A 15,218-nucleotide genomic window follows, 5' to 3' on the forward strand; every position below is an offset into this window, starting at 1 on the left:
TAACTGAACTATTTTTCAGGAAAAAGGAGCCTTACTGCGATTGAAGCCGCTTCTCATTGGATCAACCGGAAATACCGGTCAATATATTCGCCGTTTCTTGGTGGAACAGGGGATACATCCTAAGCTGTTCGTACGCTCTCCTGAACAGGCGGAGCCTGAATGCTACATTGGCGACGTTCGAAAGGAGCAGGATGTGCTGGAAGCGATGACAGGCGTCGACGGCGTTATTTGTTCCTTGAACACGGAAGGCAATGGAACGCTCATTAGCGGACTGGAGCAGGTCATCGCTGCTATGCAAAAGCTTAAGCTAAGCAGGCTCGTCACCATCGGAACAGCCGGCATACTGCAAAGCGAGCTGCAGCCCGAATTATTAAGATACCAATCGATTGAAAATAAACGGGTAAATCACGATGCCGCTAAGGAACACGAGCAGGTTTATCTGGCATTAGCAAAATCGGATTTGGACTGGACGATCATTTGCCCGACCAGACTTGTCCATTTGGAGTTAAAAGGAGCTTATCGCGTTCAGAAGGATGTTCTACCTAGCGGTGGCTCGCAAATTTCATTTGCGGATACGGCTGAGCTTGCGGTTTCCGCCTATTTGAACGGCACATTTGTCCGTGAACGTGTAGGTATTTGCTATTAATCGGCATAAAGCCGCAACCTAAAAAACCTGAAATCCTTGTGGAAGGACTTCAGGTTTTTAGGCTGAGTATAATTAATTTGGATTCAACTTCAGCACTTCTACCCGGTTGGAGAAAAAGGTCGCGCCGCCGCCCATGTCCGCTAACCGCTGAGGCGTGAGTGCGTTAACCGCTTGATGGCCCTTGCGATCATCGTCCCACCATAAGCCTTGCGTAACGAGTACGCCTGGCAGCACATCGCTGCCGATTCGGAGCGTCATTTCAACCTCGCCGCGATCGTTTCGTATTTTTACCCGTTCCCCGTCTGCAAGGCCAAGCGCTTCTGCATTCTCATGATGCATGTGAAGGAGCGGCTCCTTCTCCAGCTTCTGCAGACGTTCTTGATTGGCAAACGTCGAGTTGATGAAGCTGTGGTTCGGACCAGTCGTCAGCCAAAACGGATAAGTTTCAGGCTCGCGCAATGGCGTATGATCCGGTACGGGAGGCAATCCGTTCTGCAGCATCGCTTCAGAATAAAGCTCAATTTTCCCGGATGCCGTTGGAATCAATGACGTAAGCGGAGGGAGCTCATGGTTTCCGGCTTTCATCCACGTATTTTTTTTCAGCTCACCGAATGTGATGCCTTTTAGGAACGGATTGTTTTCGCTATCCAGCGCTTCGCTAATCATTTGCTCCTCCGTAATATCAAAAACATCTGCCTCGAACCCTAGCTTAAGCGCCAATTCCTTGAAGATCGTAAAGTTGGATTTGCACTCGCCGACAGGCTCCATGATGGGCTGGTGGAGCTGTAGATAAAGATGCCAATAGGACGTATATAAATCCAAGTTTTCAAAATGCGATGTCGCCGGCAGGACGATATCCGAATATTTGCAGGTGTCTGTTAAAAATAAATCATGCGTGACCGTAAAGAGATCACTGCGCATAAGACCATCTCTTACACGGTTCTGATCCGGTGCAACGACAGCCGGGTTGCTGTTATAAACAAACAGCATCTGAACCGGCGGCGTCAGGTCGAGAAGCGCATCGCCAAGCTGATTCATGCTGACGGTACGGACATCCGGATCTGGCAATAAATCTGGCCGCTCGATTTTCTCGCCGTTTAGACGCGAGTACCAGCTATTTCCCTTCATGGCGCCGCCGCCGCGAACGCCCCATTGGCCGGTTAGCGCCGGCAGGCATGAAATCGTCCTTACGATCATGCCTCCGTTGTCGTGATGCTGAAGTCCGTTGCCAATACGAATGAAGGAGGGAGATGCGGTTCCATAAATGCGGCCAAGCTCCTCAACCTCCGCTGCTGGAACGCCCGTAATAGCTTCTACGCGCTCAGGCGTATATTCGGCGGCTTGCTTTGCAAGCTCGTCATAGCCGAGTGTATGCTGCTCGAGAAATGCTGCGTCCGCAAGTCCATCACGAATAATGACATGCATCATGCCAAGGGCGAGAGCGGCATCGGTGCCCGGTCGCACATGAATGAAGCGATCTGCCCATGCCGATGTGCGGTTGCGATGAACATCGATATGAATAATCGTAGCACCGTTTTTTCGAGCTTCCGTTGCCAGCATCGTCTGATGCATATTGGTAGATACCAGGTTGCAGCCCCAAATGATAAATAGCTTCGTATGCACCGTATCCTCTGGATCAATGCCGATGGAGCCGCCCATGGTGTACGAATATCCTGCGGAGCCGGCTGCGTTACAAATCGTCCGATCAAGCTGGCTCGCTCCGAGCCGGTGGAAAAATCGACGGTCCATGCCTTCAGCATTAAGAACACCCATATTGCCATAAAAGCTGTATGGCAAAATCGCTTCCGCGCCATGCTCATCGATGATGCTCTTCATTCGCTCTGTGATCTCCGCGTAAGCTTCCTCCCATGTGATGCGCTCGAATGATAGCGAACCCTTCGGACCCGTACGGCGCATCGGATAAAGCAGGCGCTCGGGATGATAGACGCGGTCATTTAATTGTCTCACCTTGTTGCATATCGCTCCGCGAGTAACGGGATGCTCCGTATCGCCTGTAATTTTAGTTATTTTGCCTTCTTCGAAGGTAACGCTAAGCCCGCAAGTGTCGGGGCAATCGAAGGGGCATACGGAACGTACCGTTCCATTGATTGTAGCTGTGCTCATACGCGTGTCACTCCATCCTATAGCCAAAATCATCTTTATTAATCATACCATAGCTGCTTCTGATTTTTGATCCCTTTTGCATGCGAAGCAGTTCCTTTTGATTAGCCATATTTTTCAGATAAATAACCTATTGACATGACCTCACTTGTCATGTAACATTCACTATGGTAAACACGTATCCGCACAATAAAATATTTCGTATAACCTCACGGATTTTGAGCTTGAATAGGGTGAGGGTTTCTACGGGGAGCCTTAACTTCCTAACTACGAATATGTGATCATTTGAGAATGATCCTGTATTCGTCGTTAGGATTTTTTTTGTGCGTTCATATGTAGGTTTGCTAGGAACAGAGAGGGGAAATGGGACAGATGAAATACATTTTATCGGTTTTTCTAGGTGCTGCCAGTTACGGCATCTTATCTACTATCGTCGTACTCGCTTATGGGAATGGCTATGAGCTGGGCGAGGTTGTTGGCAGTCAGCTGTTGACGGGTTTTATCCTTGCATGGGCGCTTGCATGGTTTATGAATTGGCGCAAGAAACGGAGCACAGGAGCAAACAATGGTGTGGGTGCGAATAGGGTTAAGACCATGTCGGAATTAACATGGAAGCAGCGGTTAATTCTAATGGCAGCAGGAATGCCGACTGCAATAACCGGCTTGCTCTATTATCAATCGCTTCGATACATTCCGGCGTCACTGGCTATAATTTTATTATTTCAATTCACATGGATTGGCGTACTGATTCAAGCCGTAGGACAGCGGAAGCGTCCTAATGGCATTATGTTCTTCACGATTGCGATCCTATTCGGCGGAACGATGCTTGCTGCCGGCATCATCGAGCAAGGAACCGGCAAGTTCAATGTTATGGGCGTCATTCTTGGCCTATTATCTGCGGTAAGCTATTCGCTATTCATATTATTTAGCGGTAAAGCCGTTCCTGCCGTACATCCCGTTTATCGCAGCGCCTGGATGATTACAGGCGGAATGGTGCTCGTATTTATTTTATTCCCGCCGACCTTTTTATTTAATGGACTCATAATGGGCGATTTGATGCTTTATGGATTTTTGCTTGGCATGTTCGGCGCATTTATTCCTCCGGTCCTATTCGCGGTAGGAGTGCCGCATATCGGAGAGGGAATGGCAGGCATACTAGGCGCATCGGAGCTTCCTGTAGCGGTATTGCTCTCCTCCTTTGTCCTCAATGAGCATGTAAGTGCGCTGCAATGGATTGGCGTAATCGTCGTTCTCATTGGCATTGCGCTTCCCGAGCTGTTAAAGCGAAGAAGGCGTTTAAGTTTGCAGTAACCCGCAGCGAAAGAAGCCAGCTTGCTCTTCTAAGAAGAGCGGCTGGCTTTTTTTTGCTAAAGATGTTCTGTATAACTGTGCCTACAATCATAAATAATAAGTAATCGTTTGTTACCGAGTGGACTACTAATGCCTGGCAGGAGGAGCATCCATGCAATATGACTGTATAATCGTTGGCGGAGGCTTTGCAGGCTTGCAAGCAGCCATACAATTAGGAAGATATCGTCATAAAGTAGCTGTAATTGATGCCGCTGAAGGTCGATCAACCTTGTGCAGAAGCTACCACAACCTAATAGGCTTTCCAAATGGCGTTAGCGGAGCGGAGCTGCTGGCTTCTGGGAAAAAGCAAGCGGAGCAGTTAGGCATTTCTTTCATTAAAGCGTTCGTCGTTCGTGCTGAAAGGGAGGAAGCGGGCTTGCTGCTGCATACGAATGACGACCGGAGCTACCGAGGCAAAAGGCTTCTGCTTGCCACAGGAGTGAAGGACCGCCTGCCGAATTTTCCAGACCTTATCCCATGCTTGGGAATAAGCGCCTACATATGTCCGGATTGCGATGGCTATGAGGTAGCAGATCAACAAACGCTTGTACTCGGAGCGGGAAATGCTGGCGCAAATATGGCACTGACCCTTACGCACTGGACGACGGATCTTATCTACGTCAATCATGAACGATCGCCTATCGATCCTGATCTACGGAGCCTCCTTGCGGATAAAGGCATCCCATACATAGAGCAATCGATCCGTACGGTGCACGTTGACCAAGCTCAGTTCAAAGGTGTCATCCTTGAAGATGGCACATCCCTTGCATGCGGGCGATGCTTTGTCGCTTTCGGCGGCAACGAAGTGCGCTCCGGCATTGCGAAGCAGCTAGGCGCAGAGCTTATGGACAACAAGCATATCGTCGTTGATCCGCGTACTAAACGTACAAGCGCTGAGTATGTATGGGCGGCAGGAGACGTCACCGCTCACTCCGAGATGGTTACCATCGCGATGGGTGACGGCAGTCAAGCCGCCATATGGATTCACAAAAGCTTAATCGCTACATCGAAGTAACGATCTTGTCGATAATTCCGTATTCCAACGCCTCCTCAGATGACATATAATAGTCACGATCCATATCTTTTTCGATTTTTTCTAAAGGCTGACCAGTTTTCTCAGCAGAGATTTGGTTTAATTTTGCCCGAATGTTCAATATCCGGTTGGCACTGATCGCAATGTCGCTCGCCTGGCCCTGAACGCCGCCATGAGGCTGGTGAATCATAATCTCGCTGTTGGGCAGAGCGGACCGATGTCCTTTCTCGCCAGCAAGCAATAGAATGGCCGCGAAGGAAGCGGCTAAGCCGGTACATATCGTATGTACGGGCGGCTTCACGAACTGCATCGTATCGAGGATCGCGAAGCCAGCAGATGTGGAGCCGCCAGGACAATTAATGTACATCGATATTTCTTTCTCGGGGTCTTCCGCCGCTAGAAATAATAATTGAGCAATGATGCTATTTGCCACATTGTCATCAATGGCCGAACCCAAAAACACAATACGATCTTTAAGCAGTCTGGAATAGATATCATACGATCTTTCGCCACGGCTCGATTGCTCTACTACATAAGGCACGTAATTACTCATCATTTTTGACCTCCTGCATTCATTTTGATGCTTTCCATCTGTAAACGAATAAATGACGGCAAAGGATACGGTGCAAAATATTACAACGTCTCCGTATCCTTTATGCGGCTTCGTTCGTTTACTTAAGTAAGGATAACTCCAAGCACGCTTTGCGTAGCGTAAGACGGGATAGAGCTAAGGAGGCTGAATATGATTTTAGCGAACACGCATAAAAATACAGAGATGCATAGTGCTGAAGAAGAGACCCGGAAGCTGCAAGCTAGCGTTCATCGGTATTGCTTATCCCTTACAGGATCTAAGTGGGATGCCGAGGATTTAGCACAGGATACTTGGCTGAAGGGAATGCGGGCCGCAATCGATTCTACGCATCAAAACCCTGAAGCGCTGCTGCTGCGAATCGCCAAAAATACATGGATCGACCGGATACGCAGACAAAATCAATATGAGCGTATCATTAAGCAGGACATTCATGCAGAAGCTATGTCTGATGCTAATAGCTTAGAGCTTGAAGAGGCACTGTTAGCGCTCATGCGCCATTTGCCGCCACGCCAACGAATCGTGTTTCTTCTGAGGGATGCTTTGGATTTTTCCATAGCGGAGACAGCGGAGCTGCTGAATACAACAACCGGAGCGATCAAAGCTGCGCTGCACCGGGCGCGGGAAGCCTTGCATGCCGTAAGACGAGAGCTTGAGGCTGAAGAACCAAGCTTCGATATAGATGAGGATAGGGCTGTCCTAATAAGAGAGATGGCTGCTGCCTATCAATCTGGCGACCTAGCGCTTCTCATCGAGCTTGCTCAGCGTGATGCCGGGGAAGCTGCAATCATCTCGGGAATCGTCCAAAATCGTCGTCTGCAAACGGTTAGTCGCACGCAGCATGCTCGTGTTACATCTAACCATCACTATTCGATACAAATGGCAGCTTAGCGCTATCAAATAGGATTGCGAATAAACATGCCTTCATCATCTAAACCATCTAAATGAGCCGATACTTTTTGAGTGTCGGTTTATTTTTGTTTTGACGAATGTAACGCGATCACAATTGAAATAAGCTATACTAAGGGGGAAAGAAATATAGCATAGAGGCAGACGACATATGACGAAAAAGCTGATTTTTTTTGATATAGATGGGACATTGGTTGATCATGAGAAAAAGATTCCTGCATCAACGGAGCAGGCGATTGCGGAATTGATGGAAGCCGGGCATGAAGTCGTCATCGCGACAGGCAGAGGGCCGTTTATGCTGAAGCCGGTAAGCGAAGCGCTGAATATCAAATCCTACGTTAGCTTTAACGGCTCATACGTGGTCTATAACGATGAAGTTGTTTACAGCCATTCCATTGATCCCGATCGTTTAGCCGAGCTCTCCCAAATCTCGATAGCAAACAAGCATCCATTAGTGTTTATGACGCCGGAGGGGATGCGGAGCAGCACGGATCAAACTGCTTATGTAGATGATATCGAGGAAGCATTAAGGTTGAAACTTCCGCCTTTGGAGCCCGATTATTACATCGGAAGAGATATTTATCAGTGCTTGCTTTATTGCAAGGAAGAAGACGAAGGCTACTACAAACAAAATTTTGCTGAGCTCGGATTTATTCGTTGGCATGTATACGGCAGTGACTTACTTCCGCCTGGCGGCTCGAAGGCGAGAGGCATTCAAGCGATTATTGAGCGGGCAGGGTTTAATGATGAGGATGTATATGCATTTGGCGATGGGATCAACGATCTTGAGATGCTCCAATACGTTCATCATAGCGTCGCAATGGGCAACTCGCCTGATGTAGTGAAACAAGCGGCTCGTTACGTTACGAAGGATGTTTCGGAGGACGGTATTTTATTTGGACTTAGGATGGTTGGCTTGTTGAAGGATTAATAAATGAGCGTTGGTTGGTAAAGTTCATTTATAAATGTTCTTACACTTTCGCAAGTCTCAATAGGAAGTATATACTGATGAAGTCGGGCCGACAAATGATAAGGAAAGGAGCTGATCGATTTGATTAACTACCTGGAGGTGATCTCCGTTTAATCGGAGATCGCCCTGATGAAGGAGACCGCAAGGTCTCCTTTTTATTCATTCACATATCGCAAGAAGCTTAACTGGAAATATTGTTAATCATTTCTTGTCAATTGAAAATGCTTACAATATACTTATAGAGTATCAGCTGGAAAGCAGCTTCTATGGAGAATATGGGATCCATAGCTTTTTTTGTTTTTTTAACGTTTCACGGGCATGACCAAAAATCGAAGGGAGGCAGGAAAAATGTTGATGAACAAAGGAATGAATAACCTGATCAAGATGAGCCTGTACGAGGAGGACGTTTATTGTGAACTACAAAAATGGGAGAGATGTGCTTCCCCCTAGTTTATTGAAGGAACTGCAAAAATATATTCAAGGGGATTTGATTTACGTTCCAAAGGCAGCGGAGCAGCGAGCGCATTGGGGAGAGGTTAGCGGAACACGGAAGCTGCTGGCTGATCGCAATAAAGAGATATATCTTTATTATACGAGTGGCTGGTCCGTTGCCGACCTGGAGCGGAAATATCATTTGTCAGGCGAGAGTATTCGCAAAATAATAGTTAAAACTCGTTAAGAGCAGCAATGCATAGAAGCAGACCGCATGTCAGGGGCTGCTTCTATGCTTTTTTATTGCCATAATAGGAATAAAAACGACTGCCAACAGGGATTTAATGAAGGAACTTTTTGTCGAATGTCGAATATTTATGATGTAGATTTGTGACATAAGTTGTCGAAAAAATAAACGAGTACAAAGCAGTGGAGGATTAGGAAATGAAAACTTTATTAATTGCAGAGGACGAGCCTGTGTTGCGCATGCTGATCATGGATACGCTCGAGGACGAAGGCTACTCGCTTGTGGAAGCGGCGGATGGCGAAGAAGCATTGGAGAAAATAAAAGAAACCGATTTCGACCTGATCATTCTCGATTATATGATGCCAAGAATGACCGGAATTGAAGTCATAGAAAAAACACGATTGCTTGAGAGCCGCCAACATTCGAAGATTCTCATGTTGTCAGCCAAGAGCCAGCAGGCTGAGCAGGAGAAGGTTTTGTTCGCCGGCGCCAACGGATTCATGTCAAAGCCGTTTAGTCCTTTAGAGCTTATCGACAAGGTAGAGGAGATGCTTTGTGGGTAAGCTGCGGCACTATTATAAGAAAAGCATTACCCGTCGATTTATGTCGATGATGATTTTTACATTATCGCTGATTTTGATAGGCGCTTTTATTGTGCTCCTCAGCACGGTTTCGATATTGCGAGACTATGAGGCAGAAACGACCGAGATGCGAGAGAAGCAGGAGCTCGTATCGGAAATTGCCGATCACTCCAATGAAATTATTTTGCGAGCGCGCGGCTATTACGTTTATTTGTCGGATTTCGAGTACGACCAGATCTTTAGCGAAAAGAAATTGCTGGACGAAGCCTTGGGGGAAATTAAAACGTTTACCCTCAGCGCTTCGGAAGAAGAAGTCATGAAAAATATTGAATCCTTCTTTGCCAATTATTTCGATAATGTATTGCCGAAAGCGATAGATTACTCCAAGGCTGAAGATTATGATTCGCTTCGAGAGTTTGTAACGGCTGGAGAAGACAATCCGGTCAATAAGCTGATCAGCTACTCCTACGATTTTAAAAATCAAGTCAGGCTAATTGCAGAGGCGAAAAATGACAGTCTCATTCAAAGACTATCATTTCAAGCTGCTTTATTTATTGGCTACATCATACTGGTCCTCATTTTATCTTTATTCATCACAAGAAAGGTCGCAACGGATATCGGAGTTCCGCTTAACATGCTGACAGACCATGCACGCAGGTTCGCTAGTGGAGAGCCAATCGAGCTTGATCATGTATCTAGGGAGGATGAGCTTGGCGAGCTTGCTCGAACGTTCCAGAATATGATGACGCAAATCCAGAGCAAAGAGGAAGAACTGCTCGCTCAGAATGAAGAGCTGATCGCGCAGCAGGACGAGCTTCAGGCTCAGCAAGAGGAGCTGCAGCGTGCTGTTGGCCTAATGGAAAAAAACGAGAAATATTTGGAGAAGCGCAATCAGCTTGTGCAGTCACTCTCCAATACGCTCGATCAGCAGGAGCTGCTGGAGAGCATCATTTCAAACATTGTAGCGATCACGGAGTCAGATAAAGGCTTAATCGTTATGATGAATAGAGAGCATCATTACGCTGCCGTCGGGATATCCGATGCTGCGGCATTGCAATTTATCAATAATATCGACAATGGTGTTGTGCTGCGCGCAGCCCAAACAAAGCAGTCATACAGCATCGTTCGTGATTGTACGCGTGCCGAGCAAGGGTATCATGATGAGCCGATGACGGCAACGGATCTGATTTTGCCTGTACGAAATGCCGGCGAAGAAATGGTAGCTTGTCTAGTCATAACGAAAGTGAACCGAGAGATATCTAAGCTGGAAGAGGATGAAATCGTAGGCATGATGACACAAGTATCGCTAGCCTTCGATAAATTGCAATTGTACGAGCAATCCGAAAGGCAGCGACTGATGACAAGCGATATGCTGAACACGATTCAAGAAGGCATCCAGTACTTGGACCTTGATGGGACAACGCTGCAAATCAATCGTAAAATGTCGGAATTCTTCGGATTTTTTAATCAGAATGAAGAATCGATTCATCTGCCGTTCGAGCCATTCAAATCGTTTATTCGATCCTCGATTGTGGAAGCAGAGCCGCTTCTGCAATTTATGGACGCACTTCTAGCGCATGGGCATTTGAATGGTCAACACAGCATGAATTATGAGATTATAGAGCCTGAAAGAAGATTTATTCAAATCTATAGCGAGCCTTTGTTCAGGAATGGCGTGAAATTCGGTTTATTGCTTGTTCATCGCGATATTACGAAGGAATATGAAGTTGACCGAATGAAGTCTGAATTCGTAAGCACCGTTAGTCACGAGCTGCGGACTCCACTAGCAAGCGTTCTAGGCTTTGCCGAGCTGCTGCTGCACCGAGAGCTTAAGCCGGAACGCCAGCGGAAATATGTGACGACCATCCACCAGGAAGCAAGAAGATTAACTACGTTAATTAATGACTTTCTCGATTTGCAGAGGATGGAGTCAGGCAAGCAAATGTATGAACTGAAATCTTTTTCATTAATGCCATTAATTCAAGAAGTCATTGAAATGCAGCGGATGGCTTCAAGCTTGCATGAAATCACTTGGCAAAATGATGCAAACGAATCACTTGTTGTTGCAGACCGTGATAAATTGCAGCAGGTTTTTATCAATTTGCTTAGCAATGCGGTCAAATACTCGCCTAATGGCGGACAAATCATCGTGCATAGCGACATTAAAGATGGCAAAATCGTGATTCGATTGACGGATCATGGACTGGGCATTCCAAAGGATGCGCTGCCTCATTTGTTCAGCAAGTTTTATAGAGTCGATAATTCAGACCGCAGAGAAATTGGCGGCACCGGCTTAGGCTTAGCCATTGTTAAGGAGATCGTCACCAAGCATAAGGGCAGCATCGAAGTTCATTCTGAATTTGGACAAGGCAGCACCTTTATCGTCACTCTTCCACTTGCGGAACAGCAGGAGCAGCTGCCAAGCGAGGAGCAGAAGGAGACGTCAATGTCCGAGTCTTCGATCCATGTCATGCTTGTTGAAAACGACCACAACTTATCCTCCTTGCTAAGGGATGAATTGCGATCGAATGGCTTTCAAGTTCATCTGTTTACGGAGGGAAGCAAGGCGATAGAAGTGATCGAGCAGCTCAATCCGGATATTATTGTCATTGATCTTATGCTCGAGCCCGGTATAACGGGCTGGGATATTATCGGCAAAATCAAAAAAACAGACGCGCTTCTGAATAAGCCTATTATTATCTCCAGTGCCTTTGAGGAGAAAGGGAAAGCTGCGCAATGGGGAATTAAGGAGTTTTTAGTGAAGCCTTACTTGCCCGGCAAACTAAGTGCAGCTATTATGCGCATGCTGCGTTAATTGAGGGAGCCTTTTTTCATGAAAACCGAGAAATATAAAAAGCTGATTCAACAACGCATTTTACAAACGATAGACGAGTGGTCTAAGCAAGCGACAGTAGAGGAGCAAGTGATTCATCGTTTTTTCCACAATCTGAAAGGAACCAGCGGTACCATAGGCTTATTGGAGGTTGAAAAATTTTCAGAGGCTAAAGAGCTGTTGTTTTCCGAAAAAAGCAGCAAAGCGTTTCCCCGTGATAAATGGTCGGAGCATTTGCTGCCCTTAAACGACTTGTTTCCTCATCTATCACAGCGTTTAGAAGAATTGGAAAATGAAATGCTAATTGCAGATCGTATGGTTGATGATCATAGCATCTACCGTGATCGTGTACTCGTTATAGACGATGACGTAGATTTTGTTACTTACGTAAAGGAGGTTTTGGAAAAACAAAACTATCCGGTGAGTATCGCGCTGAATGCAGAGCGGGGATTAAAGCTATTTTACGAATGGAAGCCAAGTCTTATCCTGCTCGATATCGTATTGCCCGACAAAAGCGGCATGTATGTGCTCAATCAGATTGTCGACAAAGCCAAGCAGGAGCATATCCCGATTATGATGATGAGCGGTAATGTATCCATTGAAAATCAAATTCATGCCTATCGCACAGGTGCGATGGACTTTCTTGCAAAGCCTTTCGACATCGACCTGCTGACAGCGCTCATTGATAATCGTTTCGCCATGAAAAAGGATTGGGAGCGTTCGATAATAATCGACGAACTGACAGGCGCTTACAATCGAAAGCATTTTAATCAAATGATGCGGCACCACATCGAGAGCTATAAGCGAGAGGGTCATATTTTCACGCTGGTCATGCTCGATCTGGATTATTTCAAGCAAGTGAATGATACCTATGGACACATCAAAGGCGATGAAGTGCTTCAAGCTTTTGTCGCTACCGCACAAGCAGCCATTCGGCCGCAGGATATTTTCTGTCGATATGGGGGAGAAGAGTTTGCATTGATTTTTCCTAGCACAGATGCTGTCCAGGGAGCTCTTCTTGTGGAGCATCTCCGAATGAAATTTAATGCCGTTAAATTTCAAGCGGGACAGGATTGCTTCCAGGTTACTTTCAGTGCTGGCGTATCTGAAATCACGAGTCACAATAGCCATACGGAGCAGCTTGTTGAAGAGGCCGATCAAGCTCTGTACAACGGCAAACGGGGCGGTAGAAATCAAACTGTCGTCTATTCTCAGGAGATGACCGACGCCAAGCTGGAAACGTTCCTAAACGTTATCATCGTTGATGATGACGCACTCATTCGAGAAATTGTAATCAACCGATTCACGAGCTGGAAGCCGGCAAACCACGCGAAGGTGCAAGCGTTTGGATATGCTGATGGCATGTCCTTTCTAACAGCGGATTGGTTTAAAGAAGGTGAAAAGTATATTGTTTTGCTCGATGGCTCAATGCCCGACTTAGACGGTTTAGACGTATTGGAGCGTCTGCGCAACAACTATCCCGAGCAGCAGCTGTTGGTCGTCATGCTGACAGCACGCAACAATAAGGCGGATATCGTTCAAGCTCTGCAAATCGGCGCTGACGATTACGTCGTCAAGCCGTTCCATATGCAGGAGCTGGTACTTCGCATTGAACGTTTGTCCAATCGAATACTTAGCTAATAGACGATAGAAAAAACCGCACTCCCAATCGGAGTGCGGTTTTTCATGTGATAGTCTTGCTATTCAATTGGAACACCTATTAACGAGTCGTTACGACCGGCAAATCTACGACCGTTTGTGGGTACTTATAATCATTCCGATAGCAATTGGTTTCCGAATCATACGTCGATTGCGAAAGCTTGTGCGAGATTGCAAATATAGATAGATTCGGATTGACATGCAAGGAAGATTCATAGAAAGAGCATCTCTCGAAATTGAACTCTAATGTTGTAATAATAATGACACAATTCGTAAACGTACAGCCGATAAAGCTAAAGCCGTCAAACACAATCGTTTCATCTTTAAAATGCTCATTTGCTATTGTATTCATTGATCAGCGCTCCTATTCTGTGGTGGGACAACCTAATAAAAATACTAACAGATACTAGACGTGATGTTTGTCGGTTGATGCAGCTGAAACGATATAATTAACGACATAAATAGCGAGCTTCCGAGTGCTCTTAAAATGTCTATTTGTATATGTATTCAATCTGCCAGCTGACCGTTATAATATTTGGAAGGAGAAATCAAAAAAAGAAAGCGGATTTACGAAGGATAGGCGATGAACGACCATTTTTTTATTCGTTGGAGGAGTCAATATGAAGATAGCAGTCTTTAAAGCAACGATTGAACATGTAGAGGAAGCAGCCGTTCTATTTGATAATTACAGGATGTTCTATAAGCAGCCATCCGACCTTGCAGGGGCAATAGCTTTTTTGGCTGGGCGAATTGAAAATAACGAGTCCATATTGTTTGTAGCTAAGGATCAAACGGATAACCGTGCGATCGGCTTCACGCAGCTTTATCCTTCATTTTCATCTATTTCGATGAGGGCATCTTACATACTAAATGATTTGTATGTGCTTGAAGCGTACAGAGGGCAGGGCGCTGCACAGCTGCTGCTGGATCAGGCAAAGGAGTTTGCGAGAGCTGCCAACGCAAAAGGATTAGAACTCTCAACTGCAATCGAGAACGAAACAGCACAACGGTTGTATGAACGAAATGGGTATAAGAGAGATAACGAGTATTTCCATTATTATTTAACGATATAAATTAAAAATAGGAGTAAAGGAAGAGGTGTGCTTATGGAATCCAAAAGAATAGCAGCCGAAAGAGCTGTAGATTTTATTAAAGACGGTATGATCGTTGGACTCGGTACAGGCTCAACAGCCTATTTCGCAATTCGAAAAATAGGACAAAGAGTGAAGGAAGGGCTATCGATCAAGGCGATCGCAACATCCAAGCAGTCTGAAAACTTGGCCAAGGAGCTGGGGATAAGCCTGCTGCCTTTTGCCGAAATCGAATCTATTGATATCACTATTGATGGGGCAGATGAGGTAGATGCGGAGTGGAATCTCATCAAAGGGGGCGGAGGCGCGTTGCTGCGTGAGAAAATCGTAGCCTCTGCAAGCAAGCAGCTGATCATTATCATAGATGAAAGCAAGCTTGCCGAGCAGCTTGGTGCATTCCCTTTGCCTGTAGAGATTGTTCCGTTCGGTTATGAAATGACGATTAAAAAACTGCGCAAGCAAGGTGCTGACCCTGTTCTAAGAACAGCTGATAATCAAACGTATCTAACGGATAACGGAAACTATATCGTAGATTGTCATTTCGGCAAGATAACTCGAGCGGAGGAGCTTCACCAGGCACTCAATCTCATCCCAGGAGTCGTAGACAATGGATTGTTTATTGGAATGGCTACGCTCGTCATCGTTGGTTATCAGGATGGAACCGTTAAGGAGCTTCTGAAAATGTAATATCCAAATTTCATTCATTTCAATAAGCCTTGATGGACTACACTTGTGGTCTTTCGAGGTTTTTTTGTAT

Annotated in this window: 14 protein-coding genes and 1 riboswitch; of the genes, 11 read left to right on the forward strand and 3 right to left on the reverse strand. The window is 46.0% G+C overall.

Annotated elements, in window-relative coordinates; translation table 11 throughout:
* The first annotated feature begins 40 nt into the window (after positions 1–40).
* Positions 41–646 (forward strand): NAD(P)-dependent oxidoreductase, encoded by a 606-nt coding sequence (locus HI950_RS03995; RefSeq protein WP_169081482.1) that lies wholly within the window; start codon positions 41–43, stop codon positions 644–646.
* Positions 647–718: 72 nt separating this feature from the next.
* On the opposite strand, the gene HI950_RS04000 is transcribed toward HI950_RS03995, so the two are convergent.
* The gene (locus tag HI950_RS04000; RefSeq protein ID WP_169081481.1) at positions 719–2,770 is read right to left on the reverse strand and encodes a molybdopterin-containing oxidoreductase family protein; all 2,052 of its coding nucleotides are present in this window, start codon (positions 2,768–2,770) and stop codon (positions 719–721) included.
* 176 nt (positions 2,771–2,946) lie between these two features.
* A riboswitch (purine riboswitch) is annotated at positions 2,947–3,057 on the forward strand.
* 82 nt (positions 3,058–3,139) lie between these two features.
* On the opposite strand from HI950_RS04000, the gene HI950_RS04005 reads away from it, so the two are divergent.
* Both HI950_RS04005 and HI950_RS04010 read left to right on the forward strand, forming a co-directional pair.
* Positions 3,140–4,078: an EamA family transporter gene (locus HI950_RS04005; protein ID WP_169081480.1), complete on the forward strand. Its 939-nt coding sequence runs from the start codon at positions 3,140–3,142 to the stop codon at positions 4,076–4,078.
* Between the two features lie 151 nt (positions 4,079–4,229).
* A complete protein-coding gene (locus HI950_RS04010; protein WP_169081479.1) occupies positions 4,230–5,132 on the forward strand; it encodes an NAD(P)/FAD-dependent oxidoreductase in 903 nt (300 codons plus the stop codon).
* Here HI950_RS04010 and clpP read toward each other — a convergent pair.
* Complete coding sequence (clpP, locus tag HI950_RS04015; RefSeq protein ID WP_169082196.1) at positions 5,119–5,703, reverse strand: ATP-dependent Clp endopeptidase proteolytic subunit ClpP; 585 nt, start codon at positions 5,701–5,703, stop codon at positions 5,119–5,121. The genes HI950_RS04010 and clpP overlap by 14 nt on opposite strands.
* A gap of 189 nt (positions 5,704–5,892) precedes the next feature.
* On the opposite strand from clpP, the gene HI950_RS04020 reads away from it, so the two are divergent.
* From HI950_RS04020 to HI950_RS04045, 6 genes are all read left to right on the forward strand, one after another.
* Positions 5,893–6,630: an RNA polymerase sigma factor gene (locus HI950_RS04020; RefSeq protein ID WP_169081478.1), complete on the forward strand. Its 738-nt coding sequence runs from the start codon at positions 5,893–5,895 to the stop codon at positions 6,628–6,630.
* Between the two features lie 169 nt (positions 6,631–6,799).
* Positions 6,800–7,579 carry a Cof-type HAD-IIB family hydrolase gene (locus tag HI950_RS04025; RefSeq protein ID WP_169081477.1) on the forward strand — a complete coding sequence of 260 codons (780 nt, stop codon included), beginning with the start codon at positions 6,800–6,802 and terminating at the stop codon, positions 7,577–7,579.
* Between the two features lie 451 nt (positions 7,580–8,030).
* Entirely contained in the window at positions 8,031–8,297 is a 267-nt protein-coding gene (locus tag HI950_RS04030) for a CD3324 family protein (protein ID WP_187768021.1), read from the forward strand.
* A gap of 197 nt (positions 8,298–8,494) precedes the next feature.
* On the forward strand, positions 8,495–8,860 hold the full coding sequence (locus HI950_RS04035) for a response regulator (protein ID WP_169081476.1): 366 nt from the start codon (positions 8,495–8,497) through the stop codon (positions 8,858–8,860).
* On the forward strand, positions 8,853–11,693 hold the full coding sequence (locus HI950_RS04040; protein WP_169081475.1) for an ATP-binding protein: 2,841 nt from the start codon (positions 8,853–8,855) through the stop codon (positions 11,691–11,693). The genes HI950_RS04035 and HI950_RS04040 overlap by 8 nt, the downstream gene beginning before the upstream one ends.
* An 18-nt stretch (positions 11,694–11,711) precedes the next feature.
* On the forward strand, positions 11,712–13,352 hold the full coding sequence (locus HI950_RS04045; RefSeq protein WP_169081474.1) for a GGDEF domain-containing response regulator: 1,641 nt from the start codon (positions 11,712–11,714) through the stop codon (positions 13,350–13,352).
* 79 nt (positions 13,353–13,431) lie between these two features.
* Here HI950_RS04045 and HI950_RS04050 read toward each other — a convergent pair whose 3' ends face one another.
* Positions 13,432–13,722: a hypothetical protein gene (locus tag HI950_RS04050; RefSeq protein WP_169081473.1), complete on the reverse strand. Its 291-nt coding sequence runs from the start codon at positions 13,720–13,722 to the stop codon at positions 13,432–13,434.
* A gap of 274 nt (positions 13,723–13,996) precedes the next feature.
* Here HI950_RS04050 and HI950_RS04055 point away from each other — a divergent pair, with 274 nt between their 5' ends.
* A complete protein-coding gene (locus tag HI950_RS04055) occupies positions 13,997–14,443 on the forward strand; it encodes a GNAT family N-acetyltransferase (RefSeq protein WP_169082194.1) in 447 nt (148 codons plus the stop codon).
* A gap of 33 nt (positions 14,444–14,476) precedes the next feature.
* Positions 14,477–15,148, forward strand: coding sequence for a ribose-5-phosphate isomerase RpiA (gene rpiA / locus HI950_RS04060; protein ID WP_169081472.1), 672 nt, complete (start codon positions 14,477–14,479; stop codon positions 15,146–15,148).
* Positions 15,149–15,218 lie beyond the last annotated feature (70 nt).

The organism is Paenibacillus sp. PL91 (genome assembly GCF_012935325.2).
In the GTDB taxonomy this organism is placed as follows: Bacteria; Bacillota; Bacilli; order Paenibacillales; family Paenibacillaceae; genus Pristimantibacillus.